We start from the raw sequence: 26,542 nt of genomic DNA, 5'->3' as shown, positions 1-26,542 counted from the left end.
TTACAACGCCCAGCTTAATTGCTGCCAGCCGCGTTCGGCGGCGATGGCGTTCAGGGCGTCATCGCCGTTGATCACCGCCGCCTCGTCCACGTATTCCAGCAGCGGCAGATCGTTGTGGGAGTCGCTGTAGCCATAGCAGAAGCCGGGTTCCAGGTTGTGATCCCGCAGCCAGTGGCCGAGGCGCACCACCTTGCCGTGCTGAAAGCTGAAAATGCCGGTTGGTCGGCCGCTGTAGCGGCCGTTTTTCATTTCGGTTTGCACGCCAATGGCGTCCGCCACCCCCAGGTGCTGCGCTATGGGTTTCACCAGGTGCTCGCCGGTGGCGGAAATGATCAGGCAGCGGTGGCCCAAAGCGCGATGCCAGTCGAGCCGCTCCCGCGCCTGGGGGTAGACGATGGGCGCAATGCGTTCGCGGATGAAGGTATTCACCAGTGGCGCCAGCGTCTCGGGGCCTTGTCCTTCCAGCGGCGCCAGGGTCAGCGCCATGTAGGCGTTCATGTCGAGGGTGCCGGCGTAATAGTGCTCCATCAGCCGCCGCTCTTCGGCCAGCAGGCCGTCGCTGACGAGACCTTGCTCGGCGAGAAAGCCCAGCCACAGGGTGGCGGCGTCGCCGGCAATCAGGGTTTCGTCCAGATCAAAAATGGCCAGGTTCATCAGGCAACCTCTCTCAGTTCGTTCTTGGGCAACAGCAGCTCCACGGGCGTGCCGGTGGCCAGCAGCGAGGCCGGGCCCCGGTTGAGGGTATCCACCTCCAAGGTGGCGTGGGCCAGCCGCATGCGGTAGCGGATCACGTTGCCCAGCAGCTGGTGGTGCTCCACTCGGGCCGGCAGGGGAGCGGTCATGGCCGGACCATAGTCGCGGCCCGGTTCGCGAATGTAAATGGTCTCGGGGCGAATGGCCAGCCGGCCGCGAATGCGCAGGCCGAACAGGGCGGCGGCCTGCGCCGGTTCGAGCAGGTTATAGCTGCCCATGAAGCCCGCCACAAAGTCACTGGCCGGGTGAGTGTAAACGCCCTCGGCGGTGTCGGCCTGGACAATACTGCCCTGGTTCATCACAAAAATGCGATCCGACATGGTCAGGGCCTCTTCCTGATCGTGAGTCACGAATACCGTGGTGAGCTCGAGCTGTTGCTGAATGCGCCGGATCTGCTCGCGCAGCCGCTTGCGAATGGGGGCATCCAGCGCCGACAGCGGCTCGTCCAGCAGCAGAATGCGCGGCTGCACCACCAATGCCCGGGCCAGCGCCACCCGCTGGCGCTGGCCGCCGGAAAGCTGGGCGGGGTAGTGCTTTTCCCGGCCTTCCAGACCCACCAGCTCCACGGCTTCCGCCACCCGGCGGTTCAGCTCGGCCCTGTTCAGCTTTTGCATACTCAGGCCAAAGGCGATGTTGCCGGCCACCGTCAGGTTGGGAAACAGGGCATAGCTCTGAAACACCATGCCGATGCCCCGCTTCTGGGGCTTGAGATGGGTGATGTCTTCGCCGGCCACGCGAATATGGCCGTGATCGGGGCTGACCAGCCCGGCCAGGCTGCGCAGCAGGGTCGACTTGCCACAGCCCGAGGGGCCGAGCAGGGTGACCAGCTCGCCCCGGCGAATATCGAAGTGAATGTCACTGAACACGCGGGTGTCGCCAAAGGATTTGGCGAGATGGGCAACTTCCAGATAGAACATCAGGCGCTCCGGGATTGCAGGCGCAGCGCCACCCAGGTGGCGAGGCCGATAAACAGGAAATAGGACATCACCATGGCACTGGTGAAGTGGCCGCTGGTGGTGCGCTGGCTGTACAGGTAAACCTGCAGGGTTTCAAAGCGGGTGCCCACCAGCAGGTTGGCAAACACAAATTCCCCGAACAGGAAGGAAAACGCCAGGAACAGGGCGCTGAGCAGGCCGTTGCGCAGGTTGGGCAGCACCACTCGCAAAAAGGCGCGGGTGGTGCCGGCACCCAGCAGGTGGGCGGCATCCATCAGATCGGGCAGGTTGACCGCCTCCAGGTTGTTGGCCAAAGCCCGGTACATAAAGGGCAGGCTCAGGGTGAAGTAGCACAGCACCAGGATCCAGGGCGTGCCCACCAGGGGCAGCGGGCCGCCGGCGTAGAGTTGCAGCAGGCCCACCGACGACACTACAGGCGGCACCGCAAAGGGCAGCAGCACCAGCAGGTTCATCAGCCCTTTGAGTTTGGGAAAGTAGTAAAACACCACAAACAGCGCCGGCAGAATCAGCACCAGGCTGAGCGTAAGCGCCGCCAGGCACACCAGCAGCGAGCGACCAAAGGCGGCCAGAAAGCGCTGGTCGGTCCACAGTTTGGCATACCACTCGAGGCTGAACCCTTGTGGCAGTATTCGGGCACCCCAGCTCTCGGCCAGGGAATAGGCCAGGGTAATGGCGATGGGGGCGGCCAGCAGGACCACCAGGGTCCAGACCGTAAGTCGGGCGGACAGCGGGGGCTTAGACATGACGACTCCGGGCAACAAGCCACTGGTTAACGGCGGTGACCAGCAACAGCAGGGCCATCAGCAGCAGCGACAGCGCCGCCGCCAGCTGGGGCTCGAGGAAGATGTCTCCCGCCACCAGGCCGGCAATTTGAATGGTCACCAGGTTGTAGTTGCTGGTCATCAGCGCATAGGTGCTGGCATAGGCACCGAGGGCGTTGGCCAGCAAAATGATAAAGGTACCGAGCAGGGCCGGGCTCAGCACCGGCAGCGCCACCCGCAGCCAGTAGCGCACCGGGCCGGCGCCCAGCAGGGCGGCGGCGTCGCGCCAGTCGTCGCGCAGGGCGTCAAAGGCCGGGTACAGCAACAGCACCGCCAATGGCACCTGAAAATAGGTGTAGAGCACCAGCAGGCCACCACGGGAATAGAGATTGAACTGCTCGGCCAGCCCCAGCTGCTGCAGTAACAGGGTCAGGGCGCCGTTCATGCCCAGCAGCACGATAAAGGCAAAGGCCAGGGGCACGCCGGAAAAGTTGCTGGACATGGTGGTAAAGGCTACCACGGCGTTTTGCAGCCGGCCCGGCACCCGCCGCAGTGCCGCCGTGCCCAGAGTGGCAATGGCCAGCCCTGCCAGGCTGGACCAGAACGCCAGATCCAGGCTGTTGGTAAAGGACTGGTGATACCAGGGGGAACCGAGGATCTCGCGAAAGTGGGCCAGGCTCCAGTCGCCGCCCGCCTGAAAGGCGTTGATCGCCACCCAGGCAATGGGCGCCAGCTGAAACAGGGCAAACACCAGGCCAAAGGGCAGCAGCAACAGCAGCGGCAGCCGGCGCCGCCAGGGAGAAGGACGAGCGGCCGGGAGCGTGCCGGTGTTCACGGGAGCCGCGGTGTGTGAGGGCCGGTCGGTGGTCAGGGCAAGATCGGTCATGTCAGCAGCTCCCGGCACTGGGGTTTGTGGTGATCGAGGCCGAGCAGGCTGGCCAGGGTGCCGCACAGCTCGGTCTGGCGAGGGTGGGCGTGGCGGTCGTGACTGAACGCCGAGCCCAGCACGAACAGCGGCACTTCCCGCTCTTCCGGCAGGGCGCCGCTGTGGCTGCGATCCCGGTTCATGCCGTGATCACTGGTGATCATCAGCTGATAGCCTTGCTGCAGCCAGCGCGGTACGTAATCGGCCAGCAGCAGATCGAAGCGGCGGGCGCTGTTGCGGTACTGGGAGGAGTCCAGGCCAAACTGGTGGCCGGCATGATCCACGTTCATCGGGTGGATCAGCAGCAGATCCGGATCCGCGCCTTGGCGCAGCCACTCGGCGTCGAGCAGCAGGTGGCTGTCGGGGTAATCGTCCTGGTGGTAGAAAATGCCGTGCTGAATGGGCAGCTGTGGGTCCTGGGTAAAGCGATCCCGCAGCGGATCGTAGGGGGCGCGATTGTACAGCTCGCTCATCCAGTGGTAGGCCGCCGCCGCCGTGGTGAGGCCGGCACGCTGAGCCAGGTGAAACAGGCTGGTTTCGTTGCTCAAACGCACCACGCCGTTGTGCACCACGTCGTGATCCACCGGCCGGGTGCCGGTGAGAATGGTTTCATACAAGGGGCGCGACAGCGCCGGCAGTTCGCACTGCAGCTTGTAGCCGGTGGCGCGCCCCGCTTCGGTCATGGCCAGCAGGTAGCCCAGGCTGTGCCGGGCTACCTCGTGGGCCAAACCGTCAATGATGATCAGTATGACCTTGTGCATGCTTACCTCTGCTGGTGCACCAACACCTCGGTCTGCCACTGGCGCGGCAGGCGCTTGGTGCTTTGCTCCCAGGTGCCGAAGTCGGCAATGGGGCGGGCATTGGCGTACATCTCGTTGGGCAGCAGCTTGGCCTGCACGTCGTCGGGCAGGGTGACGTTACTGCGAATGGGGCGGGCATAGCCCCGGGCCAGGTTGATCTGGCCCGCGTCGCTCAGAATGTACTCCCGCGCCAGCTTGGCGGCGTTGGGGTGCTTGGCGTACTTGTTGATGATGGTGGCATAGCCGGAGATCAGGGATCCGTCTGAGGGGATCACCACGGTAAAGCGATCCCGGTCGATTTGATCCCGGTAGTTGAGGGCGTTGAAGTCCCACAGCACCGCCATTTCAATTTCGCCTTTTTCCAGGTTGGCGATAGTGGTGTCCACCGGCGACAGCCGGCCCTGGCGGGCCAGATCCGCGAACAGATCCAGGGCCGGGGCCAGGTTGGACTCGTCCCCACCCAGGGCAAAGGCGGCGGCCAGAATGGCGCTGTTGGCCTGAGCGGCCACGCCCACATCCCCCACGGTGACCTGATAGTCGCCGTCGCGCAAATCCGCCCAGGAGGTAGGCACCTTTTTTACCAGCTCGTTGTTGACGATAAAGGCGATGGTGCCGGTGTAGCCCAGCATCCAGTGGCCGTCGGCATCCTTGGCCCAGTCGGGGATCTCGCTCCAGGTGGAGGGTTTGTAGGCTTGAGTCACGCCCTGCTGCACGGCGATGGGGGCAAAGGCGGCGCCCACGTCACCGATGTCGGCGGTGGCATCCTCTTTTTCGGCGGCGAACTTGGCGATTTCCTGGGCCGAGCTCATGTCGGTGTCCTGGTGCTTCAGGCCGTACCGGTTACCCAGATCCCGCCAGGTATCCTTCCAGTTGGCCCAGCTGTCGGGCATGCCGACGCTGTTGACCTGGCCTTCGGCCCGGGCCTTGGCTTCCAGTTCGCTGAGATCGGTGGCCTGGGCGGTGGTGCCCAGGGCCAGGGTAAGCAGACTTGCGGTGAACAACTGTTTCATGAGTGTGGTGTCCTCTGGACTAGGTCAGGTTCGAACTCATGCTAGGCGGGACAGATGACAGTGAGGCTACAGCGAGGCGACAGTTGCGTGGCAGTTTTGCGGCGGCTTGATGGAAATATCGCCCGCTGCTGTCATGGCGGTGTCATCTTGACTCGCCATGCTGGCGCTACCCATTTCCTGGACCAGTCCACGTACGATTTTGACGACTTCATCCCTGAATGCCCTGATCATTGATACCCTGCGCCGGCAAATTGCCGCCGCCACCCTGGCCCCCGGACACAAGCTGCCCGCCGAGCGGGAGCTGGCCACCCTGTTTGATACCACCCGCATTACGGTAAAAGACGCACTGTCGATGCTGGAAGCCGAGGGGCTGATTTACCGGGAAGAGCGACGCGGCTGGTTTGTGTCGCTGCCCCGGCTGGAATACAACCCGGTCAGCCGTTCTCATTTTCACGAGCTGGTGCGCGCCCAGCAGCGCCAGGCCCAGACAGAGGTGCTGGCCTGCGAGACGGTGGTGGCGCCCTGCGAGCTGGTGGCGGAGATGGGCCTTTCCCCCCTGAGCCGGTTGCTCCGTATTTGCCGGGCGCGGCGTATCGACGGCCGTACCGTGCTCTATGTGGAGCATTTTCTGCGCCCCGAGCTGTTTCCGGGCATTGCACAGCAGGATCTGAGCCAGTCGCTGACCGCCCTTTACCGGCGGGATTACGGGCTGGAGTACGGCCGTTCGCGCTTTGATATCTGCCCCACGGCGGCCCGGGGAGAAGCGGCGCGGACGCTGAACCTGGCGCCGGGCAGCCCGGTGCTGGCGGTGAACCGCATCAATTACGATCAGTACGATCGGGTGATCGACTGTGACCGTGAAATCTGGCGCCACGACGCCGTGCGCATTCGAGTGGAAAGTCGGCAGTGAACACAGAGTCGCCTGAGTTTGTTTAAACAAAGTGCAATAAAGGATGAGAACGCATAAAATATCGCCGCCTTGATACCAAGGTGGTATCCGCATGTTCACTGTAGGTGTGTCTATTTCCGGCCGGGCTGGATTCTGTTCCCCAAAATGCATACATTGAGTCTCAATTGATTCCTTTTTCTTCTCGTGAGCAGTGCCAGCCTCATTGACGGAGCTCGACACCATGTTTTCACTTAACCTGGCTATTGACCGCCTGCCCCGCGAGGCGAGCCTGCTGACCATGGCGGGCCTGCACTGGCTGTCGGTGGTCCGGCATGACGACATGCTGCGGCTGGCAAGACAGCTGATTATCGGGCTGCCGTTTGCGCAGCAAACCACCCTGGTGGCACCGGCCGATGAACGAGAAGCCTTGTTGCAGGCACTGCCTGCCGAGGCCGGCCCCGAACACATGGCGCTGTTTACGCTGGCCGCCGGGCGCCGTGGCGCCGAGCTGAAGCGGCTGCCAACCGAGCTGCGCCGGGCCGGAGTTCGAGCCGGTTTGCTGATGGTGCTGCTGCCCGCCGGACGGGTGGCGGCACTGGGCGGTAAAGTAACCGCCTGGGTCCAGACCATGCAGGCTTGGGCCGAGCGCCGGGGAGTGGCGATAGTGGTGTTTTGTCATGGCCAGGAACGGGTGCTGCCTGGAGCGCTGGCTAACCGCCTTTCCGGTTTGCTCAGGTTGGAGCGCAACGATGGCGGCGTCCGCCTGGTGGTAGAAGGCTGGCACAACCGGCTGGGCTGGCTGGCAGGGACAGAATACACACTGCAGCTTGAACGCGAGCGCTTTGCTGTGCGGCCGGCAGTCACCTGGCAAAGCGACAGTCTGCATGAAGCGGAGGGGGTACTGATCCAGCAGAGGGCGCTGGAGCGAATGCCGCCACCAGCCGCCGGCTGGCGAACAGTAGAACAAGATGAGAAGTTCTGGCAGGCAGCGCTGACCGCCACCGAGGGTACCCTGGTGGCGGCGGTGAGCCATAACGAAGAAGTGCCGGAGCTGGCGCAACAACTGCACCGGCTGCGCAGTCAGCGGGGGCCCTGCCTTCGGCTGGCCATTCGCAAGCTGCGCCCCTGCCTACGGAATGCGGAGCAGGAGCTGCTGCTGCACTGCGGTGCCAACCTGATTATTCCTTCCGGTTTGTCCCATGCGCAATTTATGGGCCTGCTGAGCTGTTTGCACGGGCAGCGCTGGCACCGCCCCTGGGTGGACAATCTGCATGAACTCCTGTTGCGCTACCGGCCGCCGGCGGCCAGCGGCTTGCTCAGCCCGAGCGCATTTTACGCACAGTCCGATGCGGTGTTTCGTGCCAGCAGCGGTGAGGCAGATCATCAGCTGCTGGCCTTGCCGCTGCGTAGCGGCCTGAGTACGGAATTGTGTCTGAGCCAGCTGAACCTGCGTCGTCAGGGAGATCTGGCCTGCCTGGTGGATGATTGTGTTTATTTGTTTTTGTTTGCCTGCCCCAATGAAATGCGGGAAGCCGCACTGGGCAATATCTGCCGGTTGCCTTGGCCTGAGTTGTTCAGCGAATGCCGGATATTTAGTGATACCGAGGAGCTGCCTCAGGCACGCTTTGAGCAGGATGATACCCTACCCGAGATCACATCGGCGACCTCGTTGAATATTGAGAAAGTTAATAATAACAGGCACTTTGACAGCAAGCCTGTTTTTTTGGAAGCACGGGAAGGCTGAATGTACACGGATATATGGCAGTTGGCCCTGTTGAGCGGCCTGCTGGCCCTGATTGGCTGGTGGCTGCTGGCACGGACAGGGCGTGCTGTTCTGGCGCTGATCGATCTGTTATTACCCAACCGCTATTTGAAACGAGTCGGTGTGCGCTGGGTATTACGCAAGGAGAGCCATCGTGAAAGCTGACGCTACCACTAGGCCGCCACTGCGTTGGCCTGGGCTGAGCCACTGGAACTTGTATTTTATCGTCAAGTTGTTGTTGTTGTGGCAAGGCTATTTGAACTTGCAACCCTTGCCCAACCTGGCGCTGGCAGCATTTTTGTTGTTGCCCCTGTCCGGACGTTGGTTACCCCGCTTGCGGCTATTGCTGGCCTTGCCGCTGGCCTTGGCATTGCTTTATCAGGACAGCTGGCTGCCACCGTTTTCGCGGTTGTTGGCCCAGCCCGGCGTGGCCGATTTTACCGCCGATTATCTGCTGGAGCTGACTGGACGCTTTATTAACTGGCAGTTGCTGGGCGGCCTGCTGGTGGCGTCGGTGGTCTACCTGTATTTGCAACACTGGATTCGTTTTACCACCCTGACCCTGGCGGGGCTTGGCTGGTTGGCACTGCAGCCCCTGCTGTACCAGCAGGAGTCGTCGGCCCATGATCTGGTCGTCGCCTCCGAGCCGGCGGCCGCCCCGGCCATGCCCCTTGATACGCAACTGCAGACCTTTTACCAAAAGCAGCAGACGCTTGTTGCGAATTTCCCTCCATCATCGGCCAGCAGCGCGCCTTTCGATCTGTTGATGCTGAATATCTGCTCCCTGTCCTGGGATGATTTGCAGGAGACGGGCCTGACAAACCATGCCCTGTTTGCACGTCTGGATCTTGTTTTTGATCGCTTTAACTCGGCGACCTCATACAGTGGCCCGGCGGCGATTCGGCTGCTGCGGGCCGGCTGCGGTCAGGGCAGCCACCAGAGTCTGTTTGAGCCGGCCCCGCAGCAGTGCATGCTGATGGAAAACCTACGTAACCTGGGGTTTGGCACCGACCTGGCACTGAACCATAACGGCCAGTTCGATGATTTTCTGGGTGAAGTACAACGTCAGGGCGGCCTGGGGCAACCGACAGTGGGGCCTCAGGGGCTGCCACGTTACCTTATCGGTTTTGATGGTGCTCCCATTCGGCGCGATGCCGATGTGCTCAACCGCTGGTGGCAGCAGCGGTTGCAGCAGGGAGAAGGCGGCCGTGCTCTTTATTACAACAGCACCAGTCTGCACGATGGCAATCGCTGGGTGCTGGCCGATGGTGGCACACAGCCGGCCCCTTATCAGGCACGACTCGAGCAGTTGTTTGATGATCTTGACGTTTTTTTTGATCGGCTGGAGCAAAGCGGCCGGCGGGTGATGGTGGTGCTGGTGCCTGAGCACGGTGCCAACCTGCATGGGGATCGCATGCAGATAGCCGGTATGCGTGAGCTGCCGGCACCGGCCATTACCCATGTGCCGGTGGGCATCAAATTTTTTGGTATGGATACGACCAATACCGTTCCTCTGCATATTACTCAAACCAGTAGTTATTTGTCGCTGGCGGAGCTGGTAGCCCGGTTGTACCGGCAACAGATAACGGAGGGCGGCGTCCCGGATTGGCGCGCTCTGACGGCCAGTCTGCCCGAAACAGAGTGGATAGCGGAAAACGCCGGCACCCTGGTGATGCAACAGCAGGGAAAAGCCTTTGTGAAGCTTGAGGAGAGCGGAAAATGGCTACCATACCCGACAAACTGAGCGAATCGGTCAGATCGGCAGACGATACCTTGTTGCTGTGTCGCCAACTGGGGCAATGGGAGCACAGGAACATTGCTGATGAACAGGCACTGGAGCAGGCCTTGCGGCGCTGGCCTCTGCTGGCCGAACTGGCTGAACTGACCGGAGGGCAGCCTTCTGCCGACACAAGATATGAGGCCGATATATGAAACTGGTCTGCGTCAGCGGCATTCGCGGCGGCACCGGCAGTACCACCATGCTGGCGGCGCTGGCCCATGCCCTGCACCGGCTGGAGCAGCGAGTATTACTGGTAGACTTGTCCTCTGCCAATATGCTGGGCCTGCATTTTGAGCAGCCCATCAGCCGCCGGCAGGGCTGGGCTCGTACCCATGTGGAAAGCGCCGACTGGCGAGCTCAGGCGGTAGAGCTGCAACCTGGATTGTGCCTGTTGCCTTATGGCCATACCAGTGTGCAGGAACGGGAGCGGCTGGCGCTGTGGTTGCGTAATCATCCAGGGGAGTGGAACCGGCGCATGAACCGGCTGCTGGCCGGTTTTGACTGGGTGTTATTTGACTCCCCACATGACGCACTTGCCCAGACGCGCAGCCTGCAGCCGGATTTAAGCATTCAGGTGGTGAATGCCGATGCTGCCTGTCACGTGTTGCTGCAGGCTCAGCCTTCCAGGCACTGGCTGCTGGTCAACCGCTTTGACCCCGCCAGCCGGCTGCAGCAAGATGTATTGTTGCTATGGCGGCAACAATTTGCCGATCGCTTGTTGCCGCTGACCATGCACCGGGATGAAGCGACCGCCGAAGCCCTGGCGCACAAGCTGCCGCTGGGGGCCTATGCGCCGCAAAGCCAAAATGCCATCACTGCAGACAGCCTGGCGGCATGGTGCATGGCCAGACGGGAGCGGCTGTGATGACCCCGAGTGCGCTTTATCACCACTTGCGCCGGCAGGGCGGCACACGCGCCACGGCAATCTGGCTGACGCTGTGGTGGTTACTGGCCCGGCTGGTGCTGCGCCTGGAGCAACCGGGCTGGCAGCATTGGCTGGCCCAGCTTGACCATGCCATGCCTCACCTGAGCAGGGGGCGGCCGCGGCCCGGAGACCCGTTGCGTTACCTTATTCAGGGGGGCTGGCTCTTGCTGGTGCGGCCCTGGCCGGAGCGCCCCGTCAGCCTGATGGCCTGGGGCAGGAGCCGGCTGAAAGGCATGGGTACCGTAGCCGGTCGCAGCCGGCGAAAGTTGGGCAAGCGACTGCTTTCCTCACTGAGAAATACTCTGTCGGCGCCGGGAACGGTACGTAGTCGAACCTGGTGGCGCAACCGGGGGCGCCGCAAGCGGCAACTGACCCTCTGGCTGATGCTGGGGCTGGCGCTGCTGCTGGCGCTGCTGGGGGTGACCCAGCCTTTTGGCTATGGGGCTCAACTGGTGTTTGTGGTGCTGTTGTGGGGGCTGGCCATGGCGGTACGGCGGCTGCCCGGGCGTTTTCCCACCCTGCTGATGATAGTACTGTCGGTGCTGATCTCCTGTCGTTACCTGTGGTGGCGCTATAGTGCCACGCTGAACTGGAACGACAGTCTGGATCTGACTTTGGGGCTGATTTTACTGGCAGCGGAAACCTATTCCTGGCTGATTTTACTGCTGGGTTATATACAAACCTGCTGGCCGCTCAAGCGTCGGCCGGTGCCGCTGCCAAAGGACACCTCGCAGTGGCCCACGGTGGACCTGCTGATCCCTACCTATAACGAGCCCTTGTCGGTAGTTCGCACCACGGTTTACGCTGCTTTGGGCGTTGACTGGCCGGCGGACAAGCTGAAGGTTTATATTCTCGATGATGGCGGACGAATGGAGTTTCGCCGTTTCGCCGAAGAGGCGGGGGTGGGCTACATTGCCCGCAGCGAGCACAATCATGCCAAGGCTGGTAACCTCAACCATGCCTTAAAGCAAACCAGTGGCGAACTGGTGGCCATCTTCGACTGCGACCATGTGCCGGTGCGCTCTTTTTTGCAACTCACCGCCGGAGGTTTTTTGCAGGACCCACGGCTGGCGCTGGTGCAGACTCCGCATCACTTCTTCTCGCCGGATCCGGTGGAGCGCAACCTGGGGCTGTTCCGGCGCACGCCCAACGAAGGTGAGCTGTTCTATGGTCTGGTGCAGGATGGCAACGACATGTGGAATGCCACCTTTTTCTGTGGCTCCTGCGCCTTGCTCAGGCGCAGCGCCCTGGAAGAAATTGGCGGTATTGCCGTCGACACCGTCACCGAAGACGCCCACACTGCCTTGCGTCTGCACCGACGGGGCTGGAACTCGGCCTATATGCGCATTCCCCAGGCGGCGGGGCTCGCCACCGAAAGCCTGTCGGCCCATGTGGGCCAGCGCATTCGCTGGGCCCGGGGCATGGCGCAGATATTTCGGGTAGACAACCCCTTGCTGGGCAAGGGGCTGACCCTGTTTCAGCGGCTGTGTTACGCCAACGCCATGCTGCACTTTCTGGCGGGGGTGCCCCGGTTGGTGTTCCTGCTGGCGCCGCTGGCCTTTTTGTTGCTGCATTCCTACATCATTTACGCGCCGGCCGCGCTTTTGATGCTGTATGTGCTGCCGCACATGATGCATTCCAGCCTGACCGCCGCCCGCATGCAGGGCCGCTATCGCAGAACCTTCTGGGGCGAGGTGTATGAAACCGTGCTGGCCTGGTATATCGCCCGGCCCACTACTGTGGCCTTGCTGGCGCCGTCCAAGGGCAAATTCAATGTCACCGCCAAGGGCGGGCTGATGACTGAGGCCCTGTTCGACTGGCGCATTGCCCGGCCCTATCTGGTGCTGGCCTTGCTGAACCTGGCCGGGCTGGGTGTTGGGGTATGGCGCTTTGTATATGGCCCGGCCATGGAGCAGGGCACAGTAATCATCACCTGCCTGTGGGTGTTCTATAACCTGCTGATCATCGGCGCCGCCGTGGCCATTGCCGCCGAGGCTCGCCAAGTGCGGCAAAGCCCACGGGTCACCATCAGCCTGCCGGCGGCCCTGCGCCTGCCGGGCGGTCACTTGCTGGCAGGCACCCTGCTGGATTATTCCGATGGCGGTGTCGCCATTCGTGCCCCCGCTGCTGGCAGCCTGGCACCGGACACCGAAGTGGAGCTGGTGCTGTACCGGGGCGAGCGGGTCTTTGCCTTTCCCGGTGTGGTCAGCCGGGAACGTAACGGCGTAACCGGCATTATTCTGGCCAGCCTCAGCCGCGAGCAGCGCATTGATTTTGTGCAATGCACCTTTGCCCGGACCGATGCCTGGCTGGGCTGGCTGCCGGTCCAGGGGCAGGAGCGCCCGCTGCAAAGTTTGCTGGATGTATTTGCCGTTGGCGCCCGGGGCTATGCCCGCCTGTGGCGGTTCTTGCCCGCCGAATTGCGCTTGCTGTTTTCTCCCCTGCTGGCCCTGTTGCGCTGGCTGGGATCCTTTTTACCGCGCTGGCCGAAAGCCGGCGCAACCTACCCACAGGAACGGACTGCCTTATGAGTCAATTGCCAAGCTGGCTGACCGCCAGCCTGATGTTGCTGCTGACACTGAATGCCTGGGCCCAGGCGGAGCAGCATGAACAGGAACCCCCGGCCTGGCCGGTGCAGCGCAGCTTTGAGCAACTGGCCCAGAGCAGGGATCTGATGCTGCGGGGAGTCAAAAACAGCCAGGTGATCAACTTTGCCCTGCGCCGGGATCGCATTGCCAAAAACGGCGAGCTGACGCTGGCCTATACGCCGTCGCCGGCCCTGCTGCCGGGCTTGTCGCACCTGCGGGTGTACCTGAACGAAGTGCTGATGGACACCCTGGTGATTGCCGAAGGGGAGCCCGGCCGGCAGGTGCAAAGGCAAGTGCGCCTGGACCCGCGGCTAATCACCGACTTTAACCAGATCCGCATTGAATTTGTGGGGCACTATACCGACATCTGTGAAGATCCGGCACATAGCGCGCTGTGGCTCAACCTAGCCAAAAACAGCCGGGTCTCCTTGACCGAGCAGGCGCTGGCGCTGACCAATGATCTGTCCTATTTTCCGCAACCGTTTTTCGATACCAGCGACAATGAGCCACTGCGCCTGAACATGGTGCTGCCCGGCGCGCCCGATACCGCCACTTTGCAGTCGGCCGGTGTGCTGGCCTCCTACTTTGGCAGCCTGGCCGGCTGGCGCGGCGCCGGCTTTGAGGTCAGTTATGACGCTTTACCGCTGCTTGACGACAGGGCACCGCTGGCTCGAATTATGGTACTGGCTACCAACGATCACCGGCCCGCCTTTATGGCCGATAAAACGCTGTATCCGCCGGTCGACAAGGCCGAAGTGCGGCTGCTGGATCATCCCGACAGTCCTTATGCCAAAATCCTGCTGGTACAGGGCAAGGGCAATGACGAGCTGGCGCGGGCGGTGCGGGCCCTGGCGCTGGGCGGCAAGCTGTTACGGGGGGAACGGGCGGTGATTGAGCAGGCAGAGCCACTGACCCCCCGTAAACCCTATGATGCGCCCAACTGGACGCCTACCGATCGGCCGGTGCGGTTTGCCGAGCTGGTGGAGTACCCGGGGCAGTTGCAGGCCAGTGGCCTTATTCCTGATCCCATTGAGCTGACAGTACGGCTGCCGCCGGATCTGTTTGTGTGGCAGAACCAGGGCATTCCCCTGCAGACTCGTTATCGCTACACGGCCCCCACCGCCAACGACGACTCGCGCCTGAACATCAGCATTAACGGCGAATTCATCGGTAGTTTGCCGCTAACCGCTGAGCGGGACAACCAGCTGGAAAAGCTGCGGCTGGCGGTAACCTCCAGTGAAACTGCCAACGCCCGAAATCAGTTAATGGTGCCGTCGCTGAAAATTGGTACCAGCAACACCATTCGCTACGACTTCAGTTTTGCTAGCACTTTTGGCAGCGCCCAGCCCGGCCGCTGCCAGACCACTCTGGTGGTGGACAGCCGTGCGGTGATTGATGAAAACTCGGTGATCGACTTTTCCGGCTATCACCACTTTATGGCCATGCCCGATCTTGGCGCCTTTGTGCGCAGCGGCTTTCCGTTCAGCCGCATGGCGGACTTGTCCGATACCCTGGTGCTGATGCCGGCGTCGCCCAGCCCCCTGCAGACCGGCCTGATGCTGGAGACGCTGGCTCGCATTGCGGCGCAAACCGGCTATCCGGCCCTGGCGCTGAGGCTGACCCAGGATCCCGCGGTCCTAAGGGAGTCCGAGCTCGATCTGCTGGTTTTCGGCCCGTTACCGGAAGGCCTGACACAGGCGCCGGCGGCAAGCTTGAACCAACCCACCGACTGGCTGATGCAGGCCGCCAATGCCTCGCCACTACAGGCCTGGCCACCGTCCCGGCTGAACAAAACCCACTTTGATGCCAACGCCAAAGTGGCGGTGTCGGCTGAAGGGCCGCTGGCCGCTATCGTGGGCATGGAGTCTCCCTATGCCCCCGGCCGCAGCCTGGTGGCATTGCTGGGTAATCAGCCCCAGGATTATGAATTGCTGCGCCAAACCCTGCAGGATGATGGCCGTCTAAACGACATTTTCGGCTCGGTGGCGCTGTTGCGGGATAGCGGCGTCAGCAGCCAGCTGGTGGGGGAGCAGTATTATATTGGCCATCTGCCCTGGTGGGTGAAACTCTGGTATCTGCTGTCACCTCATCCGGTGTGGTTGGCGTTACTGGCGGTGCTGAGTGTCCTGCTGCTGGCAGTGCTGCTGTGGCGTAGCCTGCGCTGGTTGGCGCACCGGCGTGATGTGCGTGGCGAGCCCTGAGCCATGATACGCTGGCTAGCAGGATTATGGCTGTTATTGCCGTTAAGCGCGCTCGGGGCAGAGTGTGGCTGGCCGCTGTGGCAGCAATACAAGGCAGCCATGATGAGCGAGGATGGCCGCATTATTGATGGGGCTTCGCCCCGGGCCATTACAACGTCAGAGGGGCAGAGTTATGCCTTGTTCTTTGCCCTGGTGGCCAATGATAAGCCAGCCTTTGCGCAACTGTTGCGCTGGACCGAGAACAACCTGGCCGGCGGCGATCTGGTTGCACGCCTGCCGGCCTGGCTGTGGGGCGAAAGTGACGAGGGCGACTGGCGCGTACTGGATCCCAACAACGCCGCTGATTCGGATCTATGGATTGCCTACAGCCTGCTGGAAGCGGGCCGGCTCTGGCACCAACCCGAATATACTCGGCGGGGGCGGGCGCTGTTATGGCGCTCGGCAGCGGAAAGCCTGCATTGGCTGCCCGGGCTGGGGTTAACCCTGCTGCCAGGCAAACAGGGGTTTGAAAAAGCTGAAGGCTGGAAGCTGAACCCGTCTTACCTGCCCTTGCCGTTGCTGGCCCGCTTTGCCGAAGAGGCCCGGGTCTGGAAGGATGTGTATGAATCCAGTCTGCATTTGCTGAAGGTCTCGGCGCCCCAAGGGCTGGCACCCGACTGGCTGTGGTGGCAACGCAGCGGAGCGCCTGAACTGACAGCGCTGGAAACCGGCAGCTACGACGCCATACGCGTGTACTTATGGGCCGGGCTGGCGGCGCCGGGTTCGCCGGGCCGGAGTGAGCTGCTGGTTCATTTTCGGCCCATGCTGGCACACGTCCGGCAAACCGGCGCGCCGCCTGAGCGGACAAATACTGTCACCGGTGCGTTTAACGGCACCGGGCCCGTCGGGTTCTCCGCCGCCCTACTGCCCATGCTGGCGGCCTTGCCTGATCAGGCGTCCGAGCTCAAGCGCCAGTTGCAGCGGCTGCACGAGCAGCCACCGACGGCGGATGCCTACTATGATCGCTCCCTGCTGCTGTTTGGCATGGGGAACTACGAGCAACGCTATCGCTTTGATCAACAAGGCAGGTTGATGTTAGCCAAGGAGGGTACATGCAACTAGCGGTGTTATCGGCCTGTTGCCTGTGGGCACTGAGTCATTCTGTGATGGCCGAGCCCGGCACACCGGCCGGGCAGCGTGCCTTTTTGCTGGAACAGTTACGTCTGGGCCAGGCCCTGTACCGGGATGACATGGTGGAAAATGCCCTGGGCCGGCTGGAGCTGATGGCTCCGCTCGATGCCGATGTGGCCCTGGCCGCGATGGAATTCAGCCTGCGCAAGGGAGAATTCGAACAGGCGCGAGCCCGGCTGGCGCGGCTGAGGACGGCGGGCGTGTCTGAAATCACGCTGCAACAAGGCCAAGCGCTGCTGGCCGCCTATAACGACGACGGCGAAGCGCTGCGTCAGCAGGCGCAGTTGCTGGCGGCCAGCGGTCAGCCGCAAAAGGCCATGGCGCTGTACCGGCAGTTGTGGGGAGAGCAGCCGCCCGGGTTGCAGTTTGGGCTGGAGCACTGGCGTACTCAGGCGCAGGTGGACGGTGAGCGCCCTCGGGCCATTTCCCGCCTGGAACAACTGGAGCAGCGTTTTCCCGGTAACCCCGAGCTGCGCCTGACTCTGGCCCGTTTGTGGCTGGCCGATGAACAGCCGGAGCGGGCGCTGGCCCTACTGGGCCAACTTGCGGAAAGTCCGGCGGTTGCTAACCGGGCCGCCGAGCTGGAATACAACTATCTGATTGATTTGCCGGTATCCGAACGCAGCGCCGGGCTCTGGCAGCGCTTTCTTGAGCGTTACCCGGGCAGCAGCTATGAGCATGGCGGTCGGCGCGTGTGGCAGCAGCAGCGGGCCTTGCTGAACGATCCCGCCTGGCGGGCCGGCCAGCGCGGCGTGGTGCTGGCAGAACAGGAACGTTACCACCAGGCACTGCCACTGCTGCGTCGCGCGGTAACCGCTTACCCTCAGCATGCCGGCTTTCAGGGGGCCCTGGGGCAGACACTTATTCAGCTGGAGCAATACCCTCAGGCTGAGGCGGCACTAAGCCGGGCGGTTGAACGGGAGCAGGATGGCGGCTTGATCTCCAAATGGCAGGATCTGCAGCAGTATGCCCAGGCTCTGGTGTGGGTGCAGAAGGGCGATCGAGCGCTGTCCAACGAGCAATACCGTCTTGCCGAGCAGGCCTTTTTACAAGCGCGGCAACTACGCCCGGCGGATGTACCGCCACTACTGGGGCTGGTGCAGGTGGCACTGGCGCAGGAAAACAGGATAGTGGCCGAGCGCTGGCTGCAACGGGCCAGACAAATGGTGCCGCTGGATGCCAGAGTGATTTATGCTCTGGTGGACTTTTATCGCGTTGAATCATCCGAGCGGGCAGTGGCGGTGCTGCGTGCGCTACCGGTAGGCGTACGCCGTGATTATGCGGCGCTGGAAGACCGTCTGCAGCTGGAACAACTGACGCCGCAAATAGAGCAGGCGCAGGCCGAAGGGCGCACAAATGATGCCATTTCCCTGTTGCGCCAGGCGGTGCAGCTGGCGCCGCCTCAGCCCTGGTTGACTTATGATCTGGCCAATTTGCTGCAACAGCAGGGGCAAAGCCAGGATGCCGCCGTCGTTTTTGCTCCCCTGCTGCAACGCCATGGTGATGATCCCGAAGTACGTCATGCCCATGCCCAGTTTCTGGCGGCGCAGAACAAGGATGCCGCCGCCCTTACCAGCTTGCAGCAGATTGAGCCTGAACGCTGGTCCGAGGGCATGAGTGCCCTGGCCAGCCGGCTGGCAGGCGAACTGCGCCGGGCCCGGGCCGTGCAACTGCGTGAGCAGGGGTATGAGGCCGGGGCGCAGGAGCTGCTGGCGCAGGCCGGCACGGTAGACGACCGGCTGTTACTGGCAGATTGGTTAACGGAAGATGAGCGCTACCCCCAGGCGTTGCGTGCCTATCAGCGTATTTATGCAGAGGCGCCCGACAACACCGATGCCTGGCTGGGAGTGGCGGAAAGCCGGCTGGCCTTGCAGCAACTCGCACAGGCGCGAGCGTGGCTTCAGTCACATTCACTGCCTGCCGATGCCAGCATGAACCAGCGCCGGCGCTATATCAACGTGCTGGCGGCCACGGGAGAGCAGCAGCAGGCGGCGGCGCAAATGACGGCTCTGGTGGCCGAGGCCCCGGCAGATCCCTTGTTGTTACGGGATGCGGCCCGCCTGCAAGACAATTCCGAGCATGCACTGTCGCTGTATGCTCAGGGATTGGCGGCACTCGGCGAATTGGATTTTGAAGCGGTTGCGCCTCTTGACGGGGCCGCCCTGACCCGGGCTACCCGTGAACAATCCGGCGATGATTGGCTACAGCGCAGTCTGAAACGGGAAGGTGCCGATCGCTATCGCCGGCAGAATCTCACCCTGCAACTGCAACAGGACTTCGGCTGGCGTACCGACAACAATCCCACCGGGGTGAACGATTTGCGCCTTAACACCAGCTTGCTCAGGGCCGAATGGCCCTGGGTGAATGGCCGAGCCTGGTTGCAGGCGGAGCAAGTGGGGCTGAATGCCGGCACACCGGAAGCGGACGATCGTTTTGGCGGCTGTAATGCGGTCATTGGCGGTTGCGATGTTGGCTCGCAGAACAGCTCAGGTACCGGCCTGGCGGTGGGCTGGCAGGGCGACCAGTGGAGCTGGGATCTGGGCCATTCTCCTCTTGGCTTTGAGGTAAACAACTGGCTGGGCGGCCTCAATTACGATGGAGACTGGGGAGAGCTGGGCTACAACCTGACCCTGTCGCGCCGGCCCATGAGCAATTCGCTGGTGTCTTACGCCGGTGCCGTGGATCCGGTGACTGGCCAGCGCTGGGGCGGGGTTACCGCCACCGGCCTGACCCTGGGGCTAAGTTATGATCAGGGCGAGGAAAGCGGTATCTGGGGCAGCCTGGGAGCGCACTCGCTGAATGGCGAAAACGTGGCTGACAATCAGCGTTTCAGTGCCATGACCGGCTATTACTACCGGCTGATTGAACAACCCCATGAGCAACTGCGGGTGGGCACCTCACTGCTTTATTTTCAGTATCAGAAGGATTTGAGTGAAGACACCCTGGGGCAGGGGGGGTATTACAGCCCGCAGCGCTATGTCTCTCTGGGCCTGCCGGTGCGTTATGCCCGCCGTGGCGAGCACTGGTCCGGGGTACTTGAGGGATCACCAGGCTGGTCCTGGTCCCGCTCCGAGGGGGGCGACCTTTACCCGGCGCAGTGGTCGGCTATTGCAGCCAGCGGCAAGCCAACCCGGCCAAATGCAGCCCGCACCAGCGAAGCCGACACGGGCGGCGGCCCCGGCATCAGCTTGGCGGCCCGGGGCGAGTATCGTCTTGATGAACACTGGATCCTGGGGGGCGGCCTGAATTGGCAGCTGAGTGATGAGTATGCCCCCGGGCATGGCTTTTTGTATCTGCGCTATCACTTTTCGCCCTGGCTCGGTGATCTGGACATGCCGGTAGAACCGCTTACTCCCTATTCGGAATGGCGTTGAGGAGACTGGAGGGAGAATCAGGCTGCCATCAGGCAGGCCCGATATGCCGGGCGGTATGTGTCAGTGTTCGAAAAAGGCCAGGGCCCCGGTGACCATGGCGGCCATACCGGTGATCAGGGAAGCCCGTCGATCCGGGGCGTAGTAGGGGGAGTGGGGCATGGGCAGCTGGCGCATGCGCTCGGCAGGCTGATCTCCGGTGGTCGCTTGCCATTTTTCCGGCGTGGCGGCACCGATAAACCAGTAGCCATAGGGAATATCCTGACCACCAAAGCCCCCGGCCGCGGCGTTGCCAAAATAGGGAAAATCCTCGCTGCCTCCCAGACGGCTCATTTCGAAGACCTGTTCTTCTCCAAAAAAACGCCGGTGGGCCTGCTGCAGGCGTTGCACCGTGCTCTCATCGTTGTTCATGGTGATGGTCTGGCTCAGCACTCGATACTCGGCGGGCCTGGGTGAGCGCCCGGCCTGACATTCGGCATCAATGATCCGTTTGATGGCGGTGATCACCTGCTCCTGCACCTCGTCGCTGAAGCTGCGAATGTTGATTTCAAGCTCGGCACTGTGGGGGATCACGTTGCCCTGGGTACCTGCGTGCAGTTTGCCGACGGTAACAATAACCTGCTCACTCGGCTCCACCTCACGGGACACTATGGTCTGCAAGCGTACAACTGCATGGGCCGCGATCACCACGGGATCCACCGTCTGCGCCGGCATGGAGCCATGGCCACCATTGCCATGGATGGTGACGCCCAGGGTCGTGGCCGCCGCCATGGTCTGTCCGGCGCGGTGACCGACCATACCGGACAGGGCCGGCATATTGTGCTGGCCAAGGATCACATCGGGCCGGGCAAAGCGCGTGTAGAGGCCGTCGTCGAGCATGGCCTGGGCACCGCCGAAAATCTCTTCTGCCGGCTGGTGCACTATCATCAGGGTGCCGGTCCAGTGCGCTTTCAGGGCGTTGAGTACCGCCGCGGCCCCACTCAGGCAACTGGCGTGCAGATCATGGCCGCAGGCATGCATCACCGGCACCCCGGCGTCCGTTTCCTTGTGGCTGGCATAGCTCAGTCCGGTCTGCTCGCGAATGGGCAGGGCGTCCATGTCACCCCGCAGCATGACACAGGGACCCTCACCGTTGCGTAGCAGGCCCACCACCCCGGTCTTGCCCACGCCTGTGGTGACCTCGAAACCCGCCTGGTGCAGTTGCTCGGCGAGCTTGCGGCTGGTTTCATACTCTTCAAACGGCAGTTCGGGATGCTGGTGCAGATCTTGGTAGAGCCGTTCAATGTCGTCATAGATCTCATCAATGGCGCTTGATATCAGCGGACTGGGATTCATGCGGTCTCCTTATTATTTGACGGCGGCGGCTTGCGCGCCGCGCAGGCTTAGCCACTGCCAGAGTGCGACCACCAGCAGGTTCAGGGAGATGCCCCAAAAGCCCGGGTGGAAGTTGAGCGGTGAGGGCAGGTAAAACTGGTAGGTCAGTGTTAGCACACCGCCCAGAACGGCGCCGGCAACCACGGCGCCCCTAAGCAGGGTTGGCATGAACAGGGCGCCAAGCACCATGGGCATCAGTTGCAGGATCAGGCCGAAGGCGCCAAGCAGCACGGCGACCAGGGAGGCCGGGCTGTACAGGGCGAACAGGTAGCCCAGCAGGGAGATGACCAGCACGCTTATCTGAATGGCCTTGACCACGGCTTTTTCCGAGGCGTTTCGCATAACAGAGTGGCAGAGAATATCCCGCACGGCGATGGTGGCGGCGGTATGCGCCAGGTTGGCGCCGGTAGACATGGCCGCGGCCAGTGCGCCCGACAGCATGATGCCGGTGACCCAGGGAGACAGATCCAGCACTTCCATCACCAGTTTCAGCAGTACTTCATCGGGCTTGGCGAGGGGCTCGTCGGCAAAGGTCAAAATGCCGGCGAAACCGATAAACAGCAGCGGTACCAGCAGGTAGGCGAACAGGGGGTAAAACACGCTGACCTTGCGCAGACTGTGAACGCTTTCCGCGGTATAGAACTTCATGAACAAGTGTGGCCACATGGCGCCGCCAAAGGCACTGACCAGAATGGCGGTGCTGAACGCCCCCCAGCCCATGACGCCGGTGGCACCGGGCATGGTCAGGTATTCCGGCATCTGCTGCTGGATCTGCGCAAACATGGGGCCGACGCCGCCAAACAGATTGTCGGTAACCGTCCAGCCGAGGAACCAGGCAATGATCACCATCATCACCCCCTGCATCAGGTTGGTCCAGCCTATGCCGCCCAGGCCGCTGCAGTAGACGTAGGCGGCGACCACCAGAAAGGCGAGCAGGGAGCCGAGCCAGAAAGGCACCAGACCACCGGTTGCCGCCTGAAACAGCAGGCCGGCCCCGGCGATCTGAATGGCCAGGTAGGGAATAAAGGCCACCACACTGATGATACCGGCGAAGGCCCCCAGGGCTTTGCTGTTGTAGTGATGGGAGATCAGATCAGCCTGGGTCAGGTAACCGTGCTGCTGGCCCAGTTCGCGCACCCTGGGTCCCATGATCCAGATGATGATGGGTACCAGGCTGAGGTAAGCCAGAATATAGAGGGCGGGAGCGCCGTGCTTGTAGGCCCAGCCGGGCGCGCCGAGAAAGGCAAAGGCCGAGAAGATTTCCGCACCCAGAATAAAAAACAGAATGACCACGCCCACATGGCGGCCGCCAGCCACGTACTCTTCCAGGCTGGAGCCGGTGTTTTTGGTTCTGGCCCGCACGCCAACCCACAATACGGCCGTCAGGTAGAGCAGGGTGATACCGGTGACGATCATGGAATCAGACATCGCGCTTGCCTCCGTGCAGCTTGATAAAGGCGGCGAGCATGCCGGCAAACAGCAGGAACATCCACAGGATGTACCAGAAAAACAGGAACGGCAGGCCCAGCACCGTGGGCTCGTAGCGGTTGGCGATCAGGGCGCCGGGCCAGATCATGGCCAGGGTGCAGAGCACAAAATGTAACCCTATCCAGTAGTTGCTTCGCATGTGGCATCTCCTTTGCAATGCTGCAATGTTTTTGTTACCAGCCTGTGTGGGTAACGTTTCGGCAGGTTAACAAAGCTTTAACCATAGAAAAAATATTAAATAAATATACAAGCCATGCTGATAAGGTATGTCTGAGAGGCTGTCAGGAGGGAAGGTCAAAATGGATTTTCGTCAGTTGGGCTACTTTGTGGCCATCGTGGAAGAGGGCTCGATCTCGGCCGCCAGCCGCAGGGTACACATTGCCCAGCCAGCCCTGAGCCGTCAGATCCAGGCCCTGGAAACCGAGCTGGAAACCAGTCTGTTTGAGCGCGGAGCCCGGGAAATCCGGCTTACGGTCAGTGGCAGGGCATTGTACGAAGAAGCGAGAACCTTGCTGGCCTGTCGGGAAAGCTCCATCACCCGCATTCGTTCCCTCAGCGAGGGTACCACCGGCAAGATCACCCTGGGAGTGACGGTCGCGCACCTGTGGGTGCCGGTCATCAAGCAGGTCCTGTCGACCTTCAGAACGCGTTATCCCCGGGTTGCGCTGGAAGTGCTTCCGCTGTTGTCCGGCCCTCAGCGCACACGCTTGCAGGACGGCACCATCGATGCCGGTTTTCTCTATATGGATGACAAGCCAGCCGATTCCCTGGAATCCCGGCTGTTTAATCGGGGCCATTTGGTGCTTGCCGTACCCGAACAATCGCCTCTGGTCGGCGCCCCACCGCAGCGGGTGGAGCAGCTTGAGCCGTTTAATTTTGTTTGGGGTCCGCGGGTTTCGTCACCGGTGTATTACGATCGCGTGATCAATTTCCTGAACCGGCTGAACTTCTATCCCAAGGTCGTGCAGAGCGGGGCCGACAATATCACCATACTCAGCCTGGTGGCCGCCGGCCTGGGCATTTCCGTGGTGCCGGACGATTGCAAATGGATAGCACCGCCCGGTGTACATTTCATCGAGATGCCGGAGCTGGCTGCATGTGATGTATCGGTGTCTTTTGCCTGGAATACCGGTCATTACTCACCCGCCTTGCAGAATTTTATCGAGGTGGTGCGGGAGCTGAAACCGGTGCCGGTAACCTGATCCCCGTTTTTGGCTCAGAATTGTGCCGACGATGTGCTTATTGGGATGGAAAGCCGGGGCGGGCCCCGGCTGGGGATCAGGAGCGAAGATCCTGAACGCGGTTGGGGTGTTCCTTGGGGGGAGGGGCGTCGTCTTTCATCGCCCCTTTGAAGCCCTTGATTGCGCCGCCCAGATCATTGCCTAGGTGGCGCAGCTTCTTGGTACCGAACAGCAGCACGAGCAGCAGCGCTACGATCAACAACTGCCAAATACCGATTCCACCTATTCCCATAAGACGTCTCCTTCATGGCTGTGGTATGGCGATACGGTGACACCGCCGGCGATCACTCGATTGCTTCGTACGGCAGGCCGACGTAGTTTTCCGCTATGGTTTTGCGTCCCGCCTCGGAGCCGACAAAATACTCCAGCTCGGTCTGCAGCATGCGCTTGGTAAAGGGGTCATTTTCCGGAAAATCGTGCAGCATACTGGTCATCCACCAGGAGAAGCGCTCCGCCTTCCAGATGCGGCGCAGGCAGATTTCGGAATATTTCTCCAGCAGATCGGTACGGCCTTCTTGATAGACCTTGACCAGAATACGGTACATGGTATTGACGTCACTGGCGGCCAGGTTCAGCCCCTTGGCGCCCGTGGGCGGGACGATGTGGGCGGCATCGCCCAGCAGGAACAGGTTGCCGTACTGCATGGGTTCCACCACGAAACTGCGCAGGGGAGCAATGCTTTTTTCCAATGACGGACCCGTGACCAGTTTTTCCGCCTGTTCGGCGGGAAGGCGGCTGCGCAGCTCATTCCAGAAACGTTCATCGGACCAGTCTTCCACTTTTTCGGTGGACGGCACCTGCACGTAGTAACGGGTACGGGTCGACGAACGCATGCTACACAGGGCAAAGCCCCGCTCGTGACGGGCATAGATCAGCTCGTCGTGTACCGGCGGCGTGTCCGCCAGCAGGCCCAGCCAGCCAAAGGGATAGACTCGTTCAAACTCGGTCAGCACCCCTTCGGGAATGGATTTGCGGGATACACCGTGAAAGCCGTCACAACCGGCGATGTAGTCGCAGTCCAGGCGATGACGCTCGCCGTTGTGCTCAAAGGTGACATAGGGCGCCTGGGTTTTGAGATCATGCAGCTCGACATTGGCGGCCTGATAGATGCTTTTTCCCTTGTCGGCCGAGCGGGCTTCCATCAGATCCCGGGTGACCTCGGTCTGGCCGTACACCATCACGGTTTTGCCGCCGGTCAGGGTGCTCAGATCGATATGTTCGAGGCGGCCGTCCAGCGCCAGCTCAAAGCCTTGGTGGACAAGTCCTTCCTGCTCCATACGTTCATTGACGCCGGCTTCGCGCAGCAGATCCACCATGCCCTGCTCCAATACCCCGGCGCGGATCCGGCCCAGTACATAGTCGGGTGTCTGGCGTTCCAGGATCACGTTGTCGATCCCCGCCTTGCTCAGCAACTGGCCGAGCAGCAGGCCGGACGGGCCGGCACCAATAATGGCAACCTGGGTTTTCATCACATCCTCCACAGCCGGCAAGCCGGCATCCTCTTTTAATGTTGATTAATTGTATTTTTAGTTATTCGGAGGTGAACAAGAAGGCACTTTATAGGTTTATACTTGGACTTTTTGAAACAAGGAGGAGCTTTTCGTGAGCGAGATTCCGATTTTCAAACTGTATGGTGAGCAGGATCCCTGGGGAGCGCCCGATATGCTGCACTATGAGTCGATTGCTCAGCGCAGCCGCTTGCACGACTGGGAGATAAAGCCGCACCGGCATGGTGATCTTTACCAGTTACTTTATGTGCATCAGGGAGAGGTCGAGCTGAATATTGAAGGCGACATCAGAACCCTGACTGACGGCGTGGTGCAATGGGTGACGCCCCTGTGCGTGCACGGCTTTCGCTTTTCCCCGAATGTGACCGGCGGCGTGCTGACCCTGGCGGTGCCGCTGGTCAGCCAGTTTGAGCAGTCACTGAACATGCCCCTGGCCTTTGGCAGCGCGTCGCGCTGCATGGAGCTCGGCGAAGACGCGGCCTGGCTACGCTCCCTGTTTGACGGACTGGCTCGGGAATACTTTCACTACTTGCCGGGACGGCAGCTGGCACTGTTGTCCTGGGTTCATTTGTTGCTGACCTGGCTGCAGCGAAAAAGCTTGGAGCCGGGCGATGATGAAGCGCCGGTCACCAGGGGATACCGGCTATTTTTCCGTTTTTCCCGGCTGGTGGAAGAGCATTATGCAGAGCAATGGCCGGTGCAGAAATATGCCGACACGCTGGGGATTTCCGTGGCCTACCTCAACACCCTCTGTCGTCGCCTGGGCAGACAGAGTGCGTTGCAGTGTATGCACCAGCGGCTGCTGCTGGAAGCCAAGCGCAGCCTGCTTTATACCCCGATGACGGTCAGCCAGGTGTCCGACCGGCTGGGATTCAGCGAGCCGGCCTATTTTTCCCGCTTTTTTCGCCGTCTGACCGGCACCTCGCCCAACGCCTTTCGACAGGCGGGCATCGCCCAATTCGGCGCGGCTGCCGACGAGAACAAAACGGGGCCGCTCCGTTAAGGAAGCGACCCCTGGCAGGCATCGGCCCGGGAGAAGG

At 61.7% G+C, this 26,542-nt stretch carries 22 protein-coding genes and 1 pseudogene; 12 read left to right on the top strand and 11 right to left on the bottom strand.

Annotated features, from left to right (window positions below; all coding sequences use genetic code 11):
• Genes GU3_RS14875 through GU3_RS14850 form a run of 6 tightly spaced genes read right to left on the bottom strand, consistent with a single transcriptional unit; the run spans nucleotide 1 to nucleotide 5,205 of the window.
• Nucleotides 1–654, bottom strand: coding sequence for an HAD family phosphatase (locus GU3_RS14875; protein WP_014293354.1), 654 nt, complete (start codon nucleotides 652–654; stop codon nucleotides 1–3).
• Nucleotides 654–1,670 (bottom strand): ABC transporter ATP-binding protein, encoded by a 1,017-nt coding sequence (locus GU3_RS14870; protein ID WP_014293353.1) that lies wholly within the window; start codon nucleotides 1,668–1,670, stop codon nucleotides 654–656. Before GU3_RS14870 ends, GU3_RS14875 begins: the two co-directional genes overlap by 1 nt.
• A complete protein-coding gene (locus GU3_RS14865; protein WP_014293352.1) occupies nucleotides 1,670–2,452 on the bottom strand; it encodes an ABC transporter permease in 783 nt (260 codons plus the stop codon). Before GU3_RS14865 ends, GU3_RS14870 begins: the two co-directional genes overlap by 1 nt.
• Nucleotides 2,445–3,356, bottom strand: coding sequence for an ABC transporter permease subunit (locus GU3_RS14860; protein ID WP_014293351.1), 912 nt, complete (start codon nucleotides 3,354–3,356; stop codon nucleotides 2,445–2,447). Before GU3_RS14860 ends, GU3_RS14865 begins: the two co-directional genes overlap by 8 nt.
• Nucleotides 3,353–4,156 (bottom strand): alkaline phosphatase family protein, encoded by an 804-nt coding sequence (locus GU3_RS14855; protein ID WP_014293350.1) that lies wholly within the window; start codon nucleotides 4,154–4,156, stop codon nucleotides 3,353–3,355. The genes GU3_RS14860 and GU3_RS14855 overlap by 4 nt, the downstream gene beginning before the upstream one ends.
• 2 nt (nucleotides 4,157–4,158) lie before the next feature.
• Entirely contained in the window at nucleotides 4,159–5,205 is a 1,047-nt protein-coding gene (locus tag GU3_RS14850; RefSeq protein ID WP_014293349.1) for an ABC transporter substrate-binding protein, read from the bottom strand.
• A 199-nt stretch (nucleotides 5,206–5,404) separates the two neighbouring features.
• On the opposite strand from GU3_RS14850, the gene GU3_RS14845 reads away from it, so the two are divergent.
• The 10 genes from GU3_RS14845 to bcsC all read left to right on the top strand — a co-directional run bounded on the left by GU3_RS14845 (nucleotide 5,405) and on the right by bcsC (nucleotide 19,894).
• Nucleotides 5,405–6,115 carry a UTRA domain-containing protein gene (locus GU3_RS14845; protein ID WP_014293348.1) on the top strand — a complete coding sequence of 237 codons (711 nt, stop codon included), beginning with the start codon at nucleotides 5,405–5,407 and terminating at the stop codon, nucleotides 6,113–6,115.
• Nucleotides 6,116–6,335: 220 nt separating this feature from the next.
• A complete protein-coding gene (locus GU3_RS14840) occupies nucleotides 6,336–7,838 on the top strand; it encodes a protease (RefSeq protein WP_014293347.1) in 1,503 nt (500 codons plus the stop codon).
• Nucleotides 7,839–8,021: a cellulose biosynthesis protein BcsF gene (locus tag GU3_RS14835; protein ID WP_014293346.1), complete on the top strand. Its 183-nt coding sequence runs from the start codon at nucleotides 7,839–7,841 to the stop codon at nucleotides 8,019–8,021. It abuts the gene before it with no gap.
• Nucleotides 8,011–9,600, top strand: coding sequence for a cellulose biosynthesis protein BcsG (gene bcsG / locus GU3_RS14830; RefSeq protein WP_041543294.1), 1,590 nt, complete (start codon nucleotides 8,011–8,013; stop codon nucleotides 9,598–9,600). Before GU3_RS14835 ends, bcsG begins: the two co-directional genes overlap by 11 nt.
• Nucleotides 9,576–9,788, top strand: a complete 213-nt coding sequence (locus GU3_RS14825; protein ID WP_014293344.1) for a BcsR/BcsP family cellulose biosynthesis protein — start codon at nucleotides 9,576–9,578, stop codon at nucleotides 9,786–9,788. Before bcsG ends, GU3_RS14825 begins: the two co-directional genes overlap by 25 nt.
• Nucleotides 9,785–10,501 (top strand): cellulose biosynthesis protein BcsQ, encoded by a 717-nt coding sequence (bcsQ, locus tag GU3_RS14820; RefSeq protein ID WP_014293343.1) that lies wholly within the window; start codon nucleotides 9,785–9,787, stop codon nucleotides 10,499–10,501. The genes GU3_RS14825 and bcsQ overlap by 4 nt, the downstream gene beginning before the upstream one ends.
• Nucleotides 10,501–13,092 (top strand): UDP-forming cellulose synthase catalytic subunit, encoded by a 2,592-nt coding sequence (gene bcsA, locus GU3_RS14815; protein ID WP_014293342.1) that lies wholly within the window; start codon nucleotides 10,501–10,503, stop codon nucleotides 13,090–13,092. Before bcsQ ends, bcsA begins: the two co-directional genes overlap by 1 nt.
• Nucleotides 13,089–15,350, top strand: a complete 2,262-nt coding sequence (gene bcsB / locus GU3_RS14810; protein WP_014293341.1) for a cellulose biosynthesis cyclic di-GMP-binding regulatory protein BcsB — start codon at nucleotides 13,089–13,091, stop codon at nucleotides 15,348–15,350. Before bcsA ends, bcsB begins: the two co-directional genes overlap by 4 nt.
• Before the next feature lie 3 nt (nucleotides 15,351–15,353).
• A complete protein-coding gene (gene bcsZ, locus GU3_RS14805) occupies nucleotides 15,354–16,451 on the top strand; it encodes a cellulose synthase complex periplasmic endoglucanase BcsZ (RefSeq protein ID WP_083829480.1) in 1,098 nt (365 codons plus the stop codon).
• A complete protein-coding gene (gene bcsC / locus GU3_RS14800) occupies nucleotides 16,442–19,894 on the top strand; it encodes a cellulose synthase complex outer membrane protein BcsC (protein ID WP_041543292.1) in 3,453 nt (1,150 codons plus the stop codon). The genes bcsZ and bcsC overlap by 10 nt, the downstream gene beginning before the upstream one ends.
• A 60-nt stretch (nucleotides 19,895–19,954) precedes the next feature.
• Here bcsC and GU3_RS14795 read toward each other — a convergent pair whose 3' ends face one another.
• Genes GU3_RS14795 through GU3_RS14785 form a run of 3 tightly spaced genes read right to left on the bottom strand, consistent with a single transcriptional unit; the run spans nucleotide 19,955 to nucleotide 22,892 of the window.
• Nucleotides 19,955–21,226 carry an amidohydrolase gene (locus GU3_RS14795; RefSeq protein WP_014293338.1) on the bottom strand — a complete coding sequence of 424 codons (1,272 nt, stop codon included), beginning with the start codon at nucleotides 21,224–21,226 and terminating at the stop codon, nucleotides 19,955–19,957.
• A 12-nt stretch (nucleotides 21,227–21,238) separates the two neighbouring features.
• Nucleotides 21,239–22,693 (bottom strand): sodium:solute symporter, encoded by a 1,455-nt coding sequence (locus GU3_RS14790; protein ID WP_014293337.1) that lies wholly within the window; start codon nucleotides 22,691–22,693, stop codon nucleotides 21,239–21,241.
• A complete protein-coding gene (locus tag GU3_RS14785; RefSeq protein WP_014293336.1) occupies nucleotides 22,686–22,892 on the bottom strand; it encodes a hypothetical protein in 207 nt (68 codons plus the stop codon). The genes GU3_RS14790 and GU3_RS14785 overlap by 8 nt, the downstream gene beginning before the upstream one ends.
• Nucleotides 22,893–23,052: 160 nt before the next feature.
• Here GU3_RS14785 and GU3_RS14780 point away from each other — a divergent pair, with 160 nt between their 5' ends.
• The gene (locus GU3_RS14780; RefSeq protein WP_014293335.1) at nucleotides 23,053–23,955 is read left to right on the top strand and encodes a LysR family transcriptional regulator; all 903 of its coding nucleotides are present in this window, start codon (nucleotides 23,053–23,055) and stop codon (nucleotides 23,953–23,955) included.
• A 112-nt stretch (nucleotides 23,956–24,067) separates the two neighbouring features.
• Here the strand turns inward: GU3_RS14780 and tatA are convergent.
• Nucleotides 24,068–24,220, bottom strand: a pseudogene (gene tatA / locus GU3_RS14775) (twin-arginine translocase TatA/TatE family subunit); the annotation flags it as partial.
• A gap of 58 nt (nucleotides 24,221–24,278) precedes the next feature.
• Nucleotides 24,279–25,463, bottom strand: a complete 1,185-nt coding sequence (pobA, locus tag GU3_RS14770; RefSeq protein WP_014293333.1) for a 4-hydroxybenzoate 3-monooxygenase — start codon at nucleotides 25,461–25,463, stop codon at nucleotides 24,279–24,281.
• A 133-nt stretch (nucleotides 25,464–25,596) separates the two neighbouring features.
• Here pobA and GU3_RS14765 point away from each other — a divergent pair, with 133 nt between their 5' ends.
• Nucleotides 25,597–26,505 carry a helix-turn-helix domain-containing protein gene (locus tag GU3_RS14765; RefSeq protein WP_014293332.1) on the top strand — a complete coding sequence of 303 codons (909 nt, stop codon included), beginning with the start codon at nucleotides 25,597–25,599 and terminating at the stop codon, nucleotides 26,503–26,505.
• The last annotated feature ends 37 nt before the right edge of the window (nucleotides 26,506–26,542 follow it).

It is taken from the genome of Oceanimonas sp. GK1 (genome assembly GCF_000243075.1).
Taxonomy (GTDB): Bacteria; Pseudomonadota; Gammaproteobacteria; order Enterobacterales; family Aeromonadaceae; genus Oceanimonas.
Note: the sequence above shows the minus strand (reverse complement) of the source record. Positions and strands in the feature narration are given on the sequence as shown.